The following is a 19,735-nucleotide window of genomic DNA, read 5'->3' as shown; positions in this document are numbered from 1 at the left end:
ATCGACTATTGCCTAATTTCTGAAATTAATATTTAAATAACGCTAATTAGGAGCGTTAAGTTTTTGCTTAGTAAAAGTTAGAACAGCGCAAACCATTGTATTTTTTTGTACGCGTACTATTTGGCCAATATTTTTCGTAACCTATGCTTGCTTCTGTTGTGCCACTAGTATTGGTGTAATTCAATTTAGAGGTGGTTGCATCGTGACTTAAACCTACTCTTACTTTTTCGGTATCGCTACGTTTGAGGAAGATATCTATAATTAATGAAAATACTAGTGCATCTGAACCGCCTTCTTGATTGGTGCGGTACCAAACTCCGGTATTAAAGCCTTTGTATTTGAATTGAGCGCCTGCACTTATAGAGCTTACATTGCCTTGTTTGTAATAAACAACTGACGGGATTAAAAAAGCGCCTTCATCTTCGGTGTAATCGTAATTATAACTTAAAGGCATTTTAAAACTTGCGTTTATCGTCATGCGCATGGGAAGTTTGGCTTGTGTACCGCTAAAGGATTCGTCAGGTTTATTAACGTGATATAGGGCAGCGCCTAACATCGCATTGCGATATACAAAGTTTACTCCAGCTGCTGGATCAAAGAAGAAACGGTTAGAAACATCTGGTAATTGTGCGGATGATATACTGCCTGGGATGTATCCTAATCTTCTGTCTATTTGATCGCCAAAAACTAATTTGCTCCAATCAATTGAGCGGTTGGTAAAGCCAGCTTGTATACCGAAAGATGCTAAGAAATCATCTCCTCCCACACTGTAAGAATAGGTTGCTGCTATATTGTTTTTTGTTAGATAAGCTGTGCCTTCTGTGCTTCTGTTGAATGATAAGCCAACACCGCCTGCCAATTTTGGAACAGCTACATCTACTGAGGCGTTGATATAAGATAGATCTCCGCCAAGTGAGCTCCATTGATTTCTATATATCATGTTTAATCTAATGTCTCCATCAAACTGACCGGTTAGCGATGGGTTTAGATAAATTGGGGCATTAAAAAACTGAGAAAATAGATGATCTTGAGCTTTAGCTTTTTGTATACTATAGCTTAAGGTAATTAGTAAAATCCCTATGGCAATCCTTTTCATCATCTTATTAAATATATTGAGCCAGTTCGTTTTGGTGGCGAGCTATCGTAGGTCATTCCTTTCCACTCTGTGCCATTTATAAATTCTATATCTATTTTCCAGAAATAAATGCCTTGTGGCTGTGGTGTGCCTTTGTGAGTTCCGTCCCAACCTTCTACAGGCTTACCATCATTTAATTGAGTGGTTTCCCAAAGTACTTGCCCCCATTTATTGAATACAGACATGTGCCATGATTTGATGCCGGAACCTATTGCCATGAATTTTTGTAATTGCGTACTCGTTCCTCCCGGGATAAATGAGTTCGGCACATACATAAACCCTGGTACACCAATTATTTGCACTTGTTTTTGAACGCTATCTACACAACCGTATTCATTGTATGTTCTCATAGTTACTAGGTATTTTCCAGTGTCTGCATAGGTATGTGTTGGGTCTCTTTGTAAGGAAGCATCGCCATCGCCAAAAGTCCACCTATAGGTTTTAGGGGAATTTGTACTTTCATCGGTAAACTTAAATGTATAGGTCGGAATGCTAATTATTGGCGCCGGTGATATTGAAAAATCTGCATTTGGCGGTCCAACAATTCTGATATAATCTGTAAGTGTTGCTGTGTTTGGGCATCCTAAATTATTATAGGTTGTTAACCTTACGGTATACGAAGCGGCCGGACCAGTATATACATGGCTTGGTGCTACATCTCGAGAAGTGGCTCCATCACCAAATTCCCAAAGATAACTTACGCCATCTGTACTGCTGTTGGTGAATTTAACATTTAATCCAGAGCACCCTACTAGTATATCGCCATGAAATGCTGCTTGTGGCTGTGGAAGCACTGTAATGGTTTCGGTAGTACTGGCATTCGAACAACCATTAGTAGCATCTAGCCGAACAGTATAGGTGCCGGGTTGTGTAAAAATGTGAGTCACGGTTTCTGGTGCTGAAAGAGTAGTTGCCGTAGCTCCATCGCCAAAAGTATAGGTGAATGAATTTGCTCCAGAAGTATTATTAAAGAAATGTACGGTTAGTGGAGCGCAACCACGTAATTCGTTACTGTTTACGACTAACTCTGGTGTTATTGTATTTGGAGAAACTTGTATGGTGTATTGAGATTCATTGGTGCCACAATCGTTTTGGGCAGTCATTTTTACAGTATAGGTTGTAATATTTCTGCCGGTTGTATAGCGGTGCTGAACAGCATTTTTGTTGTTGGTGGTAAATAACGGACTTCCATCGCCAAAGTCAAACGTATAGGTATTTGTTCCACCAGGAGAGGTATTGCTGAAATTTACATCTAGTGGAGAGCAGCCTACTGTTTTATCTGGAGAAAAGACAGAAATTGGATTAGCTTTTACAAACACAGTTGATGTTGAGGAACTAGAACCGCAAGGTGTTGTAGCGGTTAAGGTAACGGTATAGGTAATATCTTTTCCAGTAGGGTCTGCTAAAAAGGTTATTGGTGGCGGACTTGCTTGGTTAGATGTTGTGCCATTACCAAAATCCCATAGAAATGTTACCCCAGTTAAAGAAGTTGATGTATTTGTAAAGGTAACATCTAATGGTCCACAGCCTTCTGTGGCCGTTTGTGTATAGGAAGCGGTAATGGTTTGGCGAGTGCTAAATGTATGACTCATTTCATCTGATAAGCAACCAACGCTGCTGGTTACCACTAATTTTATGGTAACATCTGTGTTATCAGTAGTAATGGTGTAACCTGGAAAATTAACACCTGTTCCAATTTGTGTTCCGTTTGCAAACCAGGTATAAATTGCATTTCTGGTTGGGTATTGTACGGCCTTAATGTTATTTCCATCTAGTTGGAAAGAAACGCAACCTATGTCGTTGGTATACGTAAACTCTGCTTTTGCATTAAGATTAACCGTAATTTTTACCACGTTGCTTATGCTTTGCAGACTTCCTGTGCAAGCTCCACTACTTACTAGTCTGCGGTATAAAGTAGTTTGTGTAATTGCTGGCGGGGCATAATTACGAGCATTAGCTGATGGCACTATACTCCATGTTGCTCCATTGTCTATACTTTGTTCCCATTGATAAGTATAATTTGTACCATCGCCTCCAGTTGGTTGTGAGCCAATCAGTTGATTAGGTGTTGTGGTGATACAAATGGTTTGATCTGTAGCAATTGTATTTGTGGCGATTGGAGGAAGAACTGTTATGGGAAGTGGTAAACTAATTGATGAACATGTGCCACTATTTACGATACGACGATACGATAAACTTGTAGAGGCCGTTAGCGTAAGATCACGATTAGTTTGACCGTTGATAGGATTCCAAGTTGTACCATCTGAACTACTTTGCCAAGCATAGTTGTAACTATTATTTCCACCAGTTGGTGCACTGCCAATTATCGTAATGGTTTGCCCAGTACAAACAGTAGTTGCTGGTGTACTAATGATATTATTTTGCAGAGCGGATAGGTTGGTTATGGTTAATGTAGCATCTGTTGGTGGGCAAGGGGCTTGTCCAGAAATTGTCCAACGGAAAGTATAGGTTTGCCCACCAACTAAACCACTCACAGGCGTATTAAATTGGTTTGCCGTAAATGTTACTCCAGTTTGTCCAGATATTAATGTCCATAATCCAGTATTTGGTGAAGGGTCATTCCCAGTAAGGATTGTAGTTCTTTCATCACATAAGGTTTGATTTGGACCAACTGTTGCCGTTACTGTTCCTTGATTTACTGTTATTGTGGAAACGTTAGAATTAGCAGGTGTACATACTCCACTTTGTACCACTGCTCTATATTGTGTGTTGGTAGTTAAATTGGTATAGGTTAATGTTGTGGTGGTATTTGCTATAGGTACCCACGTAGTTCCGCCATTTGTTGAACTTTCCCATCGTATTACATTTCCTATATGGCCACTTAAGGTAATTGTTCCAGAGTTGTTTCCTGCACAAACGGTTGGAATACTTGCTGCAGTTGTACCACCAATGGATGAAGGGTTTACAGTTATAATAACATTATCCGTTTTTGGTGAGCAACTTACGGCACCTGTAATTGTCCAGCTAAAAGTATAGGCGTTACCAGGTTGTAAACCGTGAACGGTTGTATTGTATACAGTTTCATCATCAAAAGTAATTCCGCCAATGCCAGAAACCTCCGTCCATTTTCCAGTTCCAACAGCTGGCTGATTTCCTTTCAGGATATAATCAGCAGTACTACAAATACTTTCATCTGGACCAGCATTTGGTAGGGTGGGTTGTGGTTCAACTGTTATGGTAATGGGCACAGGTGTTCCACCACATCCATTAGCTGAAATAGGAGTGATAGTATAAGTAACAGTGCCAATAGAAGTGCCTTGGTTTGTTAAAACTTGGTTTATGGTAGCTGTTGTAGTAGGAGTAGCATTGTTAGATGATCCTGTAATTCCGCCGGTTGCAACGCTTGTCCAAGTATATTGTGTGCCTACTAAATTAGAAGTTAAATTGATGCCCGTACTTTGTCCGCTACATATAGTTGTACTTGTGGCAGTTGGGGTAACAGTAGGTTTGGGAGTTATAGTTACAGTAAACGTAAAAGGTGTACCTGTACAACCATTGGCTGTAGGAGTAATGGTATAAACTACTACAGCATTTGCTGTTGGGTTGGTGTTAATTATATCATCACTAATCGGGCCATTACCAGAAGCACTAAAACTTGTTGCATTTCCATCGGCATTTGCGGCTGTCCATGTGAAAGTGCTGCCTGCTACGCTAGATATAGGTGTATAAGTAGCGGTACCACCAGTACAAATAGTTTGTGTAGCATTTGTGCCTGTATTAATTGGATAGATATTGATTCGGAAAAGTTCATCTACAGTTGAACATGTGCCAGTAAGACCTGTAATTACTCTTAACCTTACATTTGCAAAGCCCGCATTTCTTTCAGTAGTTGTAGGAGTGTATGTGGTAACAAGGTTTGTTGGGTTTGAAAATCCAGCACTTGTTCCTAGACTATTAATCCATGTGAAAGAAGAATACGTTCCAGAAATAGAACCTGTTAAATTTGCAACTGCATCTTGACAAATTGGATTGGATGAGGCGGTAACTGAAGGGATAGGAGATTGGACAAAAGTTATTACTTGGGTATCGGTAGTAGTACCACAGGTGTTTGTAACGGTTGATGTTATGGTATAAACATCATAATTATTAAAAGTGATACGAGGATATTTAGAAGTAGCAGGAGTAACAAAGGTATGTGTTCCTCCGCTTGCACTTGTTACTGTCCATGAATAAACATCATCTAAGATAGTTTCATTGCCAGTATATGTTGTTTTTGTTGGTCCAGATGTGGTTGAAAAATCAAATGTGCCAGTATTACAAAGCGTAACATCAGTTGAAAGAGTTACTGTACGAAGGCTATTGACAGTTATTGGCCTTGAAAAAGTAGCAGATGGACCACAATTAGGCGTATTGATAACTAAATTAATTGTATAGTTTCCTGGTTGAGTGAAATTGAATGTTGGAGGAGTTGCAGAAGTGGTAGTAACGGTTGCTGGGTTAACTCCGGTTGCGGGAGATACAGACCAGTTATAAGTTACATTATTATTGCATGAAATATCAACTACTGAAGTATTGTTAGGGGTTACTGATGATGTTAAGCAAACCGGTGATGGAATTGTAAATGATGGTACTGGTGCATTTTGAATACAAATAGTACGTTCAAAAGGTTCTGCGTCACAAACGCCTGAACTAGAAGATTCTAATCTTACCACATGGTTTCCATTTGTAGTAAACTTCCATACCAAGTTATAGGATGCTGGTTGATTTACTTTTACAGGAACCCCATCAACAAACCAATTGTAAGTTACATTATTTTGTGTGCAGCCTGGTGTATTTGTATTTGGATTTTCGCCAGCAACTGAAGTATTAGGGAATACAACATCAATATTTGTACAACCACCATTGATAGGAGGAGTAAATGAGTTTACTGGTTTTACAACAACTTTGGCGGTTGAAGAAACAGGTGTTCCAATATCTCCACAAAAAGAATTATTAACCTTAATTACTACATCAAAAACATTATAGATAGTACCGCTACTTCCTGTTGAGTTGCTGCCACATGAAGATCGTGTATACGCATGACGAACTTTGCCGGCGTTGCTAATAATTTCGCAAAAAGTATAAGTGCTTTCTGGAGAACCGTCTCCCCAATTAATTTTATAAATATCCCCAGGAAAGTTATTTTGTATTCCACCCGCCCCTGATGTTACTACGGTAAATTCTAAATAACCCAAGGGCAAACAAACCACATTATTACCTGAAGTAGAGAAAGCAGTAACTGCACTATTATTAATAATAAAATATGCTTTAGTTCCGACAGTTCCATCCGGCATTCTCGCTTTTGTAAAAATAGTATAATGTGCTAATTGAGCAGAATAAGAAGCTATTCCTGAAGAGAAACTTAAGTTTGTTGTGCCACCATTTATTTCATCAGTAATTGTCGCAGCAATTGTACTTCCTGTAGTGGATTCATCAGCTAAGAAGAAATTGTTGTTAGGTTTACTGGTGCAAGTACCAAATACTTCTGTATTTGTTGCATTTAATAAAGTTGATGACAATTTGGCTATTACTGGTGTACCAGCTTTTATTTCAAAAGCATTCGATTCGGTACTTGTGTAAACTGGATTGGTTGATTTAATTCTTACTTTATAACCAGTTCCTGCAATTATACCTACAGAGGGTATTGTTCCATTTACAAATGTTGAATAAAACCCATTATATGTACCAATTAATCTTTCGCTGGCAAAATTACCGTTTTGGTCTGATAAATAAAGTTGAAACGTATTGCCTTGAGCGATACAAGATGCATTACTAATTGCAAAAGTAGCTGTAATCGTACTGCCTGGTGTATAAGGCCCTGGATCTACTGTTCCTATACTTAGCTGTGCAAACGCTGGAAATGCAAGCGCACAAAAAAAAGCTCAAAAGCAGTATACGGGCTAACTTCACGATAAAACAAATAGGGTATCGTAAATATAGAGAATTAACTATAATTTTTGAACACAAAAAAATCCCTCAAAACTGATAGCTCTGAGGGATAATTTATAATAAATCGTTGTGAATAAGAGGAATTACATCATTCCGCCCATACCGCCACCACCCATTGGTGGATGACCGCCAGCTGCACCAGCTTCTTCTGGTTCATCAGCTAAAACAACTTCTGTTGTTAATAACATAGCTGCAATAGATGCTGCATTTTCTAATGCTACACGACCAACTTTAGTTGGGTCGATTACACCAGCACCGATTAAGTTTTCGTATACATCAGTACGAGCATTGTAACCGAAATCAGCTTTACCTTCCTTTACTTTTTGTACTACGATAGAACCTTCAATACCTGCATTTTCGCAAATTTGACGTAATGGTTCTTCAATCGCTCTGCGAATAATTTGGATACCAGTGTTTTCATCATCGTTAACACCTTTTAAGCCAGCTAAAGCTTCAACTGCACGAATAAATGCTACACCACCACCAGCAACAATACCTTCTTCTACAGCTGCACGAGTTGCATGTAAAGCATCATCAACACGGTCTTTTTTCTCTTTCATTTCAACTTCACTAGCAGCACCAACATAAAGTACAGCAACACCGCCAGAAAGTTTAGCTAAACGCTCTTGTAATTTTTCTTTATCGTAATCTGAAGTAGTTGTTTCTACTTGCGCTTTGATTTGACTAACGCGAGCTTTAATATCATCAGATTTACCAGCACCGTTTATTACTGTTGTATTGTCTTTATCAACCACAACTTTTTCTGCACTTCCTAAGTAAGTTAAATCAGCATTTTCTAATTTATAACCTCTTTCTTCTGAGATCACGATACCGCCAGTTAAGATAGCGATGTCTTCTAACATTGCTTTTCTTCTGTCACCAAAACCTGGAGCTTTAACAGCAACAACTTTCAATGAACCGCGGATTTTGTTAACTACCAAAGTAGCTAAAGCTTCGCCATCTAAATCTTCAGAAATGATAACCAATGGTTTACCAGTTTGAACAGTTTTTTCTAAAACTGGCAACAATTCTTTCATGTTGCTGATTTTTTTGTCGTAGATTAAAATGTAAGGGCTTTCTAATTCCGCTTCCATTTTATCAGCATTAGTTACAAAGTATGGAGATAAATAACCTCTATCAAATTGCATGCCTTCTACTGTTTTTACTTCAGTTTCAGTACCTTTTGCTTCTTCAACAGTAATTACACCATCCTTACCTACTTTTTTCATTGCCTCAGCAATTAAAGCACCAATAACTTCGTCGTTATTTGCAGAGATAGATGCAACTTGTTTAATTTTGTTATTGTCATCACCAACTGCTTGAGATTGAGTTTTTAAGTTCTCAACTACAGCAGCAACAGCTTTGTCAATACCGCGTTTTAAATCCATTGGGTTTGCACCAGCAGCTACGTTTTTAATACCTGCCGTTACAATTGCTTGCGCTAAAACAGTAGCAGTTGTAGTTCCATCACCAGCAATATCTGCAGTTTTAGAAGCCACTTCTTTCACCATTTGAGCACCCATATTTTCGATTGGGTCTTTTAATTCAATTTCTTTCGCTACCGTTACACCATCTTTAGTGATTGCTGGTGAGCCGAATTTCTTATCGATAATTACGTTACGACCTTTTGGGCCTAAAGTTACTTTTACTGCATTTGCTAAAATGTCAACACCTCTTTTCAGGGCGTCGCGTGCTTCAACGTTATATTTTACTTGTTTTGCCATTTTTATTTACGATTTTAATTACGATTGACGATTTTATCGTCAGACGTGTCTTGTTTTTTAATTAATTATACTTAGCCTTCTATTGCGTAGATGTCAGTTTCACGCATAATTAGATAATCTTTTCCGTTGTAAGGAAATTCAGTACCTCCATATTTACCATAGATTACTACATCACCGGCTTTTACTGTTGGTTTTTTACCTTCCGAATCTTCATCAGAAACTGAAATTACAGTGCCTTTAGATGGTTTTTCTTTAGCTGTATCTGGAATATAAATTCCTGATGCTGTTTTTTCTTCTGCCGCAGCAGGTTCAACAATCACTCTGTTTGCTGTGCCAGCAACTGGTTTAAGATTTAATGACATAAATACTTTTATTTTTAGTTTTTATAATTGAATTAATTCGTAAATGTAATACGATGAATTGGATTAAACAGTTTTTATGCCAAGACTATTTTGCTTGTCAAATTTACATTTGATGGCAGTTAATAGATTTTAAGGTATAATTTCAGGTGTCAGACTGGCAGAAAAACAAAAAACTCCTTAGCGATTAACTAAGGAGTTTTTATAAGTAGCGCATTAACCGCAATTGATTATAAATATGTTATTGGATCTTTTCAAAAATTAGTGTGTTTTTGCTTTCCATTAATATTAATTTTTCTTTGGTATGTTTTAGAATTTTGTAGTGCACTATATGCGGTTCTATATAATTCTTTGTTTGAGGTCGCAAATAAGCAGTTATATTAACTGTTTTGCCCATTAATTTTTTGATAGGGATTGAAATTCGGTAATAGCCAATGCAATCTATTGTAAAATATCCGATTGAGCTATTGTTATAAACCATCATATTACCTAAACCATTGTTGTTAGTAAAAATGAAGTTTAAAGGATTGTTTTTATAATCTCTGCAACCATAAGTTCCTATTAAAGCCAATCCATTAATGTCAAAAACCTTCAAATCAATAATTGACGAACCTTTTGACTTATCTAATGAAGAGATCTCATACCTAGAAGTATCCTGGTTTGGAACTTCTTTATACTTTAGTGTAAGTTCATTATTGTGTATGCTATAGCTGCCAGTACCTATCTTTGATGTTAAATCACCAACACGTTCTTCATTAAAAGAATTTTGTGAGAAGATTATGGTACGACTTTCTGAAAGATCGCTGCTTTTATATCGATAAGAGCCCGTTATATCTTGAGCATGGCAAATCATTGAAAATAACAACAGCAAAAATAATATTGATATTTTATTCATAATTCAAGCATTCATATCTATATATTACCAATTATTGCTTGCCTTTCAAAATTTCAAAGTCAATAGTTGGTTCTATATAAGGGACAAAACTTACCTTATTTGTTCTGTATTTATTTCCTGGTAATACTTCTGTAATATACAGCTCATAAGTAGTATCAAAATAACGATGAGTTTTTGCTGCAATATCCATCAGTTCTTTAAAACTAATATATGGGTAGTTTGGCTTTTTTGATACAATTTCAGCTTTAGGTTCTTTCTTAGTTATTAGATAAGAAAATGATACATAACTTTTATATGGATAAGCACATTTGCAATAGAAAATAAATGAATACTCAAAAAAACTTATCGTTTCAATACGTAAAACCTGGTTATTTTTTGATGTATTTATCGTGTCAGCCAAAAAATAGATCTTTCCATTTCCTTGTGAAAAGGCATGGTGAACAAGAAATATAAATAAGCAACTTAAAAATATTTTTTTCACGACGAAATATTTTAATTAGCAATATAACTTCATTAAATGCGATTATTTGACTTAGTTTATAATTTCCACTCCAAGGACGAGCATAAGCATCTGTCCCTGCGTTGGAACCGTTTGGATTTTTTTTGTCAAAACCTAGTTAATTAGCAAAAATATTTGCACATCTTTCAATATCCAAATTGATTTTTCCTTTTCAAAGTACCAAGCACTAACTTGACCAGTTTGACTTGATATAGAGTATATTTTTGTTATACATAAAGCTTTATCGTTTTTCTTAGAAAATAGAATTGGAGCAAAAATTAATTGTTTAATTTCTTTACTAGAAGTATTATTTATGTCTAATTGATAATCTGTTATTGAAGCAGTATCGATGCTTTTTATAAAATTTATCCACTCTTTTTTATTAGAAACTCTATTAGATATGGTGTCTAATCCCCTACCTCCTCCACTAAAATCAAAATTAGAAAAGCTACTTTTTTTTGTGGAGGGATATATAGCAAACTTTTCTCCTTCTTTTTTTAGAGCACTTACCACTCTTTTATGAATCTCACCCTTTTCGTCATAAACCCTATTTTGACAATTAGCCTTGCTAATTGTCAAAATTATTAGTACCGCAAGTATCTTTATATTTAACATCCTTTTTTCTTAGTTGAGTTAGAATCATTTTTTGCTTCACTTTTTAGGTGATTGTCTATACGTGATTTATCTGTGGCATATTTCCTGTAGGCTTTAGTATCTTTAAGACCTCCCCAAGCCAAATCCTTGCAATAATCAGCTAAGGACATAGATGGATCGGGTGATTGAATACCCGCTGAGATCGCATAAGCTTCTAATAAACTACTCATTTGAGTTACATATTTGTTAGCAATTTGTTGATGCTGGGCATCATTTTGATCATAATAAGGATTCCCATTTTTCTTAAATAGTAAGTCATTCGCTTCTATAAATTTGCCATAACCTGGATCCATTGACATAGCTAACCCATAGGTAAAATATGAATGCATAAGCTCATGAATCATAGTCCTTGCTATGGATAAATTAGTAGCATTGTTTAAGTATGATTTATTAAAAGTGATATAAACTTTGCCTTGAGTAGCAGAAGTAGTAGCGTTAGTTTCAATGGTGTCTCCAGCATAATTTGTTTCACTGCCTATGTTGCCTTCTCGAATAACGACGTTCCAGTCAGATGATTGTGATATCCTATTAATCATTCCTGATACGCTGTTTGAATTAGTTTCTATAGTAAATATCTTCTGAAAAGCTGAAAGAATACTAGCACTACTTATTATTCCTTTGCTTAAGGTGTCTAAACATTTCCTTGCACTTGTATCAATTTTTATATCTTTAGGACACTCTGTTATTCCGGTATTACCTCCCATGCAAGTATTGCAATTAGAGTTCCAATAAGCTGTACCATCAATATCTTCATTACAATCCATATAATAAGAAGTGATATAATCATCAACAACAGCTTCTTCTTCGGTATTTTGGTTATTACTACTGCCGCTACCCTGTCCCTCTTGTCCTTCTCCGCTATCACTAAAGCAAAAAGTTTCTGAAGATATGAGATAAAAATTTCCACAGCCATAACCTACCACACAATTTTGCCCATACCAAATGTGTGTGTAGCAAGTGGTTGATCTGGCATAGCTAGCTTTTCTAAATATGCTGGTTTCGGTAGGGTAAACCGGCAGTACTGTTCCATCCGCTCCAAAAGCAAAGGCACGTCTAAATTTCCCATTCCAATCTTTTATTTCAACTGTACCTATAAATTTTTGTGTTTTTTCTCCAGTATCATTCGGCATAAGTGTAACCCACTCTGTGTGTATATTTTGTTTATGATCTTTATAAACCATCAGGTAGCTCAATTTTTCTAAACTTGTTAATTTGCCATTTTGTTTAGTATAAATATCCGTGTTGTATTTTATGGGTACAATTACGGCATCACCCAATGATATCTTTTTAACCTTTGCTTTATCCCACAATGGGATTTTACCCAGGGCATCCCTTGCATTATTATCCCTAAGTTGTGGTAGGTTAATAATCTCATTCTCGAAATAACTGCGTGCCTCCGCAATTAATTCTGACTTTGTTAAAGGTAAATCTTGACTATCTTTTCTGCACGAGTTAGTGAGTAATAGCACCATACTTAAAAAGAAGATGAGTCGAAAATTAACTTTTTGGAGGGTTAGTTTAAATAGTTTCTTCATGGTTTGATTTTATCTAATATTAAAGATACTTAATGCATTAAATAAAACAAGGAGATCGGAATAGTCTTTTAGGGTGAAAAGATGGTGTAACAAAAAACTCCTTAGCGATTAACTAAGGAGTTTTTAACTATTTAGGATAAAGAATTAAATTATATAAGGAACTATAGTCTTTATGAGTATCCATTTATCAGACTGTTTGATAAAAAAATAAAGCTCTACTTCATAAACTTCTGTTGAAGAATTTTTCTGACAAATTAAGAATGCTTTTTTATTATCTGGCGAAAATATAACTGGGCTAAGACTATAATTAAAGTTTAGCTTGTTTTTAATAGTGAAATTATTTATAAATGGCTTTAATTGCTTGATGTGAATTTTCTTGAATTTTCTTAATGAATTCAAAGTATCAATATCATTGATAAATCCCCAACCATTTTCTGTAACGTATTTTTTAACACTAAGGGATGTGGAGTTCTCTACTAAAAATTCACTTATATACGATAACATACTTCCATTTACTACAAATGTTTTTGGTAATTCTTTTTCCAATATCATCTTTTTTTCAATTTCATTGAATGTAATTGCATATAATTTGAGATTATCTTTTCTGTCAAATGAAACTATTTGGGAATAGGAAAGCTTACTAAATAATAAAAACAATATGATTATAATCTTTTTTTCCATTTTAGTAATTCTAATTTTTCCTTGTACGCGGGTCTTCCATCTTATCAATAAATGCATTAGGATGTTGCATATAAAGGTTGATATTTGTTGACATCGAAGATAGTCCGAAATCTATTAGTGAGGTTTCAACAATTCCGCCTGCTGGATTTATTGCTGAAATTCTGAAAGCTCCTGATTTTAATTTTAATCTATATTTACCATTATTATCTGATTTAACATAGAAAAGTATACTATCCCTTTCGTCGATGACCCTTATAAAGCTAGCTTTCGCAATGCTGTTATAATCACAGTATCTGGTTATCCCAGATACTCTGACCGTATCTTCTCTACTGCTTTTTCTAGCAAATTTTAAATCGTGTAGTATTGTATATCTAGCACAGTCAAAATTTTCACTTGCACGTTTGTTAAATAAAGAACAAGACGATAAAAACAATAAAAATAGTATTGATATTTTATTCATAAGTAAGGAAATTAATTTTAGCAGATAGCGTTTATATGATTTAGCGTAATTTATTCTATAATAGGCATATAAACCCAGATGAATTTTAGTTTTCTACCCTCTTTTGATTTCAATATCAGCTCCTTATTTGAATTTTTTAGTATATCATAAGTTATCTCATTTTTTTTTTGAATGGCTTGTGTATTCTGCTCTTTTAGGAATACATTTAAAAAAGCGTTGTTTCCCATGATTTTAGAAATGGGAATCTCAACAGAATTATATCCAATACTTCCAAGAACTATAGATTTAAAGATTTTAGAATCATATAATGATAGATGAGCTTTGCCTATCGTATCAGTAATATATAATGCTACCATTTTGTTCTCAAAATTATTTAAAGCACAGAATGCCGAAGCAAAGGGTTTATTATTGTTCGCAACATCAAAAACTCTTATATCGAGTTGTACTATAGTCGAATTATTAATTTTATTTAGCTTTAATACATAAGTAGAAGTGTCAGATTTAGTTGAATTCTCAAAATTTAATACTAGCTTTTTACCCCTTATTTTATAAGTTCCTCCGCTCTCCGTTTTACCTATAATATTATCATTATATACTTGATGAAATCTATTGCCATTGAAATTTATTGTAATTTCATTATTAAGCGATTTTTGTTGGTAAGCTCCACTTAGCACTTGAGCACTAATTTGTGATGTAAAAAGAAGTAAGCCGGTTAAAAAGTATAAATTTCTCATTGTAAATTTGCATTAACATCCTGAATTGTTTCCTTTTTTTGATTGAGGATTCCCATTGGAGTTTACACCATATTGCTCTGCACTTAGATTGTTTAAGATCCTTTGTCTATCTAGTATATTCGGAATATTGGTTTTAAACCAATTTGTTTCTATTACATTTCCGTTCGCATCAATAGTATGGGTTAAACCGCCCCAAGCTAAATCATTATAGAATTGAGAGGGAAGATTGTATCCATTTTTCTTTCCATATTCTTCCAAAGCTACTCCAATATCATTTACAAAAGATCTGACAAATTCTGCATGATGAGTATCATTCCAATTGTTATAAATTCCCCATTCTTGTACCATTTGGGGATACGATCCTATAAAATTAGGTAAATTAGTTTTGAAAAAAGTAATAAGGTAGGCATGAACTGATTCGTGTAATATTGTTCGAGCAACTGATAAGTCAGATCCCATTGTAAATTTACTACTGTCAAAAATTGTTGTGACAGTTCCCATTGAACTATTATATATTGAACTAGTTTGACCGTTTGTTCCTATTGGCAATCCTCCATCTTTTAATATCCAATTATAACCTGGTAAATTCCCAGAAAATTTTTGGATTATACCGGCAACAGATCCATTTGAAAGTTTCTTAATAGTATCCAAGATGGTTTTCATGCATGGTTTTAATTGCGTTGCATCAATTTTACTTAAAAATAGAGGCGGACACTCTGTTATCCCAGTAGTACCACCCATGCAAGTGTTACAGCTGTAGTTCCAATACGCTCCTCCATTTAATGTTCCTGCACAGTCAAATACATTGGGATATTCCCCAGGGGCTGGCTGATCGCCGTCACCAGGTGTCCCATTTCCGTCATCTGGTGCTGGAATTTCATTAGGTGGAGTATTTGGACTACCAACACAGAAAATCTCACCGGATATGAAGTAAACTTCTCCGTAACCATTACCCTCAGACCAGTTCTGCCCATACCATATGTGTGTAGCAGGTAACTGTTCGGCCAAAGCTTGTTTTATGAAAGATGCTTGATTCGCTAAGGTAAACTGGAAGTATCTTGCCGTCTGCACCAAAAGCAAAGGCACGTTTTGATGTTCCATTCCATTCTTCTATTTGAACTGTGCCAATAAACTTCCCTGTCTTCTTTTCGGTAGTGCTTGGTAAAAGAGTAACCCACTCTACCTGTGTATTTTGCTTGCTATCCTTGTACATCATTAGGTAACTAAGTTTTGCTAAACTTGTTAAGCTATCATTTTGTTTAGCATAGAGCTCTCCATCGTATTTTATGGGAACGATTACCGCATCGCCGATTGACAACTTTTTCACTAGAGCCTTGTCCCATATTGGAGTTTTACCAAAGGCATGTCTTGCATTATTGTCTCTAAGTTGTGGTAGGTTACTAATCTCATTTTCGAAATAACTGCGTGCCTCCGCAATTAATTCTGACTTTGTTAAAGGTAAATCTTGACTATCTTTTCTGCACGAGTTAGTGAGTAATAGCACCATACTTAAAAAGAAGATGAGTCGAAAATTAACTTTTTGGAGGGTTAGTTTAAATCGTTTCTTCATGGTTTGATTTTATCTAATATTAAAGATACTTAATGCATTAAATAAAACAAGGAGATCGGAATAGTCTTTTAGGGTGAAAAGATGGTGTAACAAAAAACTCCTTAGCGATTAACTAAGGAGTTTTTACTATTTCGGTTAAGAAAAATTATTTTTTAGTGCTATCTCCAGTTTTAGGAGTTGCAGCTGGTGTAGTTGCTGGAGTACTAGTTGCAGGTGCACCGCCACCTAATACAGATGGAGTTGCTGCTTTGTTAATTTGCTCATCTATTTTAGAACCTGTTCCAGTAGATCCGTTACCAGATTTACCTACAGTTGTAATGGCTAATGATGCTACTACAATTAACGTTAATAATACCCAAGTTCCTTTTTCTAAAACATCGCCTGTGCGCTGTACGCCAAACATGTTACTGCCAGATCCGCCAGTAGCTAAACCACCACCTTTTGGGTTTTGTATTAAAACGAATAAACCCAATGCGATGCAGAAAATAATTAATAAAATGATTAATAAGGTTACCATACTATGTTATGTTGTTAAATTTTTTTTTCTAAAGACTGAATAAGGTCGGCAAAGTAACGGCTTTTTTCTGGAAACTTCAAACTTAATTTTTCATAAGTGTCTATCGCCTTGTGGTAAAGCATTTGCTCGATATAAATAGCGGCCAAAGTTTCAGAAACTAAATCGTAATTATCTTCAGCGCTTTTCTTTGCTTTATTTTCATTATTGATTTGCTCTGGTTTTGGTGCTCTAATTTGTGGTTCGTTTTTAATAAATGAATCAATAATTTCCAATCCTTTCGGTGCAATTGCCTGTTTTTGTGGGCTTTTATTTGCTTCTTCTGCTACGTTAAACGGAGTTTGAATATGGAAAATATGCTCTACATATTGTTGCTGTAATTCGCCTGGAGTAGTTGGAGTTGGATTATCGTTCTTTTTAGGTGTAACATAAGGCTGAAATATTTGCTCATGTTCTTTACGTGTTTTTGCTAACCACCATAAAAAGGTATATGGAAGTTTATCGTCATCGTATTTGCTTACCGTCTGCGCTTCTGCTTCCTGATTATATTCTTCAGGCAGTGTAACCGTTGCTGGCTCTATTTTTTGATTTTCTACAGCTTGCTCTGTGTTAAAACTTTTTTCGAACGCAAAGAAATCTGTGGCAACAATACTTTCAATGGCTAATTCATCAGGTACTGTTTCTTCAATTGGTTCTTCTTCCTCAATTTCATTCTCTGATGGAGGAGCCACAAATGCTGATGAATCTACTTCTACAATTTCATCAAAAACTTCTTGCTCATCGGTTTTATTTTCTGTTACAGGAGTTGTTTTGATCTCGGCAATTTCTTCAAAAGTTTCCTGCTCATCGCTTAGATTATCTTCAACTGGTGCAGGTTCAATATACTCAATATCTTCTGCGATGTCAATTTGTTCGTTGTCAAAATCTTCATCCGCCTTCATGGCCGAAGATGAAGAAGTAGTGGCTAACGTTTCGGGTTGATAAATTACACGATGCACTAAACCACCACCATTGTATAATGCCGCAGTGGCTAAACTATTTGTCGGATTGGTTTCGTGTACGGTGGCTTTTGCAAGCAATAAATGCAAGGGCTGATAATATGGATATTTTTTAACCAACGCAGTCAACATGCCAGCATGATCTTGCGTTACCATTGCTGGTTTTGCAAGTAAATCTGCTAGTTGTTCTTTCGTGTTTAAATCGATCTCCATGCCGCTAAGTTAATAATTGAAAGTTCAATTTCTTTACCATTGTGCAAAAGCACGATTAAAAATATTGTCGGTCAGTTTAGCATTTACTTTTTTAATCAGTGCCTGCTCTTGTGATTGTAAGGATTGACCAGCCAATGAAAAATCTTCAAAAGCAGTAAAACTTTCCTCGAAACTTTTACTTAAAGTTCCTTCCGTTTTAGTGTTGTTCGTATATTTAACTGCAACAGTAATGGTTAACCGATTTGCACCAGCAATTGGACGAGCATTATCTTGTATGGCGATCGGTTTAATGTCGTAACCGGTAATTCTACCTTCAAAAGTCGCGTCCGCTTCATTTTGTGTAATACTCAACTTACTTTGCGTACGAATTCTTTCTTTTAAATCCTCCGTAAAAGTTTGACTTAAATTTGGAACGACTAATGGTGCATTGTTTTCGAAAAACTCAACTCTAACGGTTTTTAATCCTTCAGTAGAAGCTCCGCTAAATTTATAACCACATCCGCTGAGAGCGATAACTACTAAAATGAATAGTGCTTTTTTCATCTATATATAATTTGTTTTTAATGGATGATGGTTACAGATTTAATTCTTTGATTTTACGGTACAATGTACGTTCAGAAATTCCTAATTCTTGTGCGGCAAATTTGCGTTTACCTTTGTGTTTTTTGAGTGCTTTTTTAATTAAATCAGATTCTTTATCAATTAAGGATAATGATTCTTCCACTTCCTCCGCATCATGTGCATAATTAAATTCAGTAGGTACATTTTGCGTTGGGTGTTTAATTGTTAATGTAGCATCGTTATGATTTGGTAAATCTACTTCTTGATATAATTGATTGATATATTGAGGATTATCAGCCATAATATGCGAGGTATTACCACCGTTTTGGATAATCTCTGCCACCAATTTCTTCAACTCCATCATGTCCTTTTTCATATCAAAAAGAACTTTATACAAAATATCTCTTTCCGAAAAATCTTCTTTATTACTTCCATTTATCGTCATTGGCAAGTTATTGGCCTGCTCATTCGGAATATAATTTAGCAATGCTTGTGCACTTACATTTCTATCTTTCTCTAAAACGCAAATCTGCTCTGCAATATTTTTCAATTGACGCACATTTCCTGGCCAACTGTAATTGCTTAAAATTTGGATAGCTTCAGGCTCTAATTGAATGCCTGGACTGCGGTATTTATCACTAAAATCTGCTGCAAACTTGCGGAAAAGCAAATAAATATCTTCTTTACGCTCATGCAAAGCAGGAATACGTAATGGAACGGTATTTAAACGATAATATAAATCCTCACGGAATTTGCCCGACTTTACTCGATTATACACATCCACATTTGTGGCTGCAATAATACGTACATCAGTTTTTTGAACTTTAGATGAACCCACACGCAAATACTCACCACTTTCTAAAATACGCAACAAACGAGCTTGAGTACCTAAGGGTAATTCGGCAACTTCATCTAAAAAAATTGTTCCGCCATTGGCAACTTCAAAATAACCTTTACGAGCTTCGTGAGCACCTGTAAATGAACCTTTCTCGTGACCAAATAATTCTGAATCAATAGTTCCTTCTGGAATAGCGCCACAGTTAACTGCAATAAAAGCACCATGTTTACGCGTACTCATTTGGTGGATAATGTGAGAAAAAACTTCTTTACCACTACCACTTTCACCCGTAATTAATACCGACATATCGGTTGGCGCAACTTGTCTGGCTGTATCTATAGCACGGTTTAATAGCGGAGAACCACCAATTATTCCGAACCTATTTTTAATATCTTGTATATCCATTTTTATTATTT

The 19,735-nt window shown here is 35.6% G+C and carries 17 protein-coding genes; all 17 read right to left on the bottom strand.

Annotated elements, in window-relative coordinates; genetic code table 11:
* Positions 1–67: 67 nt before the first annotated feature.
* The 17 genes from ACHMWN_RS03090 to ACHMWN_RS03010 all read right to left on the bottom strand — a co-directional run bounded on the left by ACHMWN_RS03090 (position 68) and on the right by ACHMWN_RS03010 (position 19,724).
* Positions 68–1,096, bottom strand: coding sequence for a PorP/SprF family type IX secretion system membrane protein (locus ACHMWN_RS03090; RefSeq protein WP_397297652.1), 1,029 nt, complete (start codon positions 1,094–1,096; stop codon positions 68–70).
* A complete protein-coding gene (locus ACHMWN_RS03085; RefSeq protein WP_397297651.1) occupies positions 1,096–6,654 on the bottom strand; it encodes a PKD domain-containing protein in 5,559 nt (1,852 codons plus the stop codon). Before ACHMWN_RS03085 ends, ACHMWN_RS03090 begins: the two co-directional genes overlap by 1 nt.
* Before the next feature lie 513 nt (positions 6,655–7,167).
* Positions 7,168–8,808, bottom strand: a complete 1,641-nt coding sequence (gene groL / locus ACHMWN_RS03080) for a chaperonin GroEL (RefSeq protein WP_397297649.1) — start codon at positions 8,806–8,808, stop codon at positions 7,168–7,170.
* A 71-nt stretch (positions 8,809–8,879) separates the two neighbouring features.
* The gene (gene groES, locus ACHMWN_RS03075; protein WP_055133373.1) at positions 8,880–9,170 is read right to left on the bottom strand and encodes a co-chaperone GroES; all 291 of its coding nucleotides are present in this window, start codon (positions 9,168–9,170) and stop codon (positions 8,880–8,882) included.
* A 238-nt stretch (positions 9,171–9,408) separates the two neighbouring features.
* Positions 9,409–10,062 (bottom strand): hypothetical protein, encoded by a 654-nt coding sequence (locus tag ACHMWN_RS03070; protein ID WP_397297647.1) that lies wholly within the window; start codon positions 10,060–10,062, stop codon positions 9,409–9,411.
* A 31-nt stretch (positions 10,063–10,093) separates the two neighbouring features.
* A complete protein-coding gene (locus tag ACHMWN_RS03065; protein ID WP_397297645.1) occupies positions 10,094–10,543 on the bottom strand; it encodes a hypothetical protein in 450 nt (149 codons plus the stop codon).
* 132 nt (positions 10,544–10,675) lie between these two features.
* Complete coding sequence (locus ACHMWN_RS03060) at positions 10,676–11,176, bottom strand: hypothetical protein (protein WP_397297643.1); 501 nt, start codon at positions 11,174–11,176, stop codon at positions 10,676–10,678.
* A complete protein-coding gene (locus tag ACHMWN_RS03055) occupies positions 11,170–12,750 on the bottom strand; it encodes a hypothetical protein (protein WP_397297642.1) in 1,581 nt (526 codons plus the stop codon). Before ACHMWN_RS03055 ends, ACHMWN_RS03060 begins: the two co-directional genes overlap by 7 nt.
* 144 nt (positions 12,751–12,894) lie before the next feature.
* Entirely contained in the window at positions 12,895–13,431 is a 537-nt protein-coding gene (locus ACHMWN_RS03050) for a hypothetical protein (RefSeq protein WP_397297640.1), read from the bottom strand.
* Between the two features lie 10 nt (positions 13,432–13,441).
* Positions 13,442–13,891, bottom strand: a complete 450-nt coding sequence (locus ACHMWN_RS03045) for a hypothetical protein (RefSeq protein ID WP_397297638.1) — start codon at positions 13,889–13,891, stop codon at positions 13,442–13,444.
* A gap of 50 nt (positions 13,892–13,941) precedes the next feature.
* Positions 13,942–14,625 carry a hypothetical protein gene (locus ACHMWN_RS03040; RefSeq protein ID WP_397297637.1) on the bottom strand — a complete coding sequence of 228 codons (684 nt, stop codon included), beginning with the start codon at positions 14,623–14,625 and terminating at the stop codon, positions 13,942–13,944.
* 12 nt (positions 14,626–14,637) lie between these two features.
* A complete protein-coding gene (locus ACHMWN_RS03035; protein WP_397297635.1) occupies positions 14,638–15,633 on the bottom strand; it encodes a hypothetical protein in 996 nt (331 codons plus the stop codon).
* Positions 15,581–16,132: a hypothetical protein gene (locus ACHMWN_RS03030; protein ID WP_397297634.1), complete on the bottom strand. Its 552-nt coding sequence runs from the start codon at positions 16,130–16,132 to the stop codon at positions 15,581–15,583. Before ACHMWN_RS03030 ends, ACHMWN_RS03035 begins: the two co-directional genes overlap by 53 nt.
* Positions 16,133–16,340: 208 nt before the next feature.
* Positions 16,341–16,712 carry a preprotein translocase subunit SecG gene (gene secG / locus ACHMWN_RS03025; RefSeq protein ID WP_397297633.1) on the bottom strand — a complete coding sequence of 124 codons (372 nt, stop codon included), beginning with the start codon at positions 16,710–16,712 and terminating at the stop codon, positions 16,341–16,343.
* 14 nt (positions 16,713–16,726) lie between these two features.
* Entirely contained in the window at positions 16,727–17,920 is a 1,194-nt protein-coding gene (locus ACHMWN_RS03020) for a hypothetical protein (protein ID WP_397297631.1), read from the bottom strand.
* 33 nt (positions 17,921–17,953) lie between these two features.
* On the bottom strand, positions 17,954–18,463 hold the full coding sequence (locus tag ACHMWN_RS03015) for an LptE family protein (RefSeq protein WP_372816131.1): 510 nt from the start codon (positions 18,461–18,463) through the stop codon (positions 17,954–17,956).
* A 31-nt stretch (positions 18,464–18,494) separates the two neighbouring features.
* Entirely contained in the window at positions 18,495–19,724 is a 1,230-nt protein-coding gene (locus ACHMWN_RS03010; protein WP_397297629.1) for a sigma-54 interaction domain-containing protein, read from the bottom strand.
* Positions 19,725–19,735: the final 11 nt, after the last annotated feature.

Source organism: Pedobacter sp. UC225_61 (assembly GCF_044452285.1).
Classification (GTDB): Bacteria; Bacteroidota; Bacteroidia; order Sphingobacteriales; family Sphingobacteriaceae; genus Pedobacter.
Note: the sequence above shows the minus strand (reverse complement) of the source record. Positions and strands in the feature narration are given on the sequence as shown.

Excerpts from the sequence above, each read along its gene's own strand:
- ACHMWN_RS03045 (WP_397297638.1), bottom strand. The coding sequence starts at position 13,891 with ATGAATAAAATATCAATACTATTTTTATTGTTTTTATCGTCTTGTTCT.
- ACHMWN_RS03040 (WP_397297637.1), bottom strand. The coding sequence starts at position 14,625 with ATGAGAAATTTATACTTTTTAACCGGCTTACTTCTTTTTACATCACAA.
- ACHMWN_RS03020 (WP_397297631.1), bottom strand. The coding sequence starts at position 17,920 with ATGGAGATCGATTTAAACACGAAAGAACAACTAGCAGATTTACTTGCA.
- ACHMWN_RS03060 (WP_397297643.1), bottom strand. The coding sequence starts at position 11,176 with ATGTTAAATATAAAGATACTTGCGGTACTAATAATTTTGACAATTAGC.
- groES (WP_055133373.1), bottom strand. The coding sequence starts at position 9,170 with ATGTCATTAAATCTTAAACCAGTTGCTGGCACAGCAAACAGAGTGATT.
- ACHMWN_RS03090 (WP_397297652.1), bottom strand. The coding sequence starts at position 1,096 with ATGAAAAGGATTGCCATAGGGATTTTACTAATTACCTTAAGCTATAGT.
- ACHMWN_RS03030 (WP_397297634.1), bottom strand. The coding sequence starts at position 16,132 with ATGGTGCTATTACTCACTAACTCGTGCAGAAAAGATAGTCAAGATTTA.
- groL (WP_397297649.1), bottom strand. The coding sequence starts at position 8,808 with ATGGCAAAACAAGTAAAATATAACGTTGAAGCACGCGACGCCCTGAAA.
- ACHMWN_RS03050 (WP_397297640.1), bottom strand. The coding sequence starts at position 13,431 with ATGGAAAAAAAGATTATAATCATATTGTTTTTATTATTTAGTAAGCTT.
- secG (WP_397297633.1), bottom strand. The coding sequence starts at position 16,712 with ATGGTAACCTTATTAATCATTTTATTAATTATTTTCTGCATCGCATTG.
- ACHMWN_RS03010 (WP_397297629.1), bottom strand. The coding sequence starts at position 19,724 with ATGGATATACAAGATATTAAAAATAGGTTCGGAATAATTGGTGGTTCT.
- ACHMWN_RS03055 (WP_397297642.1), bottom strand. The coding sequence starts at position 12,750 with ATGAAGAAACTATTTAAACTAACCCTCCAAAAAGTTAATTTTCGACTC.
- ACHMWN_RS03070 (WP_397297647.1), bottom strand. The coding sequence starts at position 10,062 with ATGAATAAAATATCAATATTATTTTTGCTGTTGTTATTTTCAATGATT.
- ACHMWN_RS03015 (WP_372816131.1), bottom strand. The coding sequence starts at position 18,463 with ATGAAAAAAGCACTATTCATTTTAGTAGTTATCGCTCTCAGCGGATGT.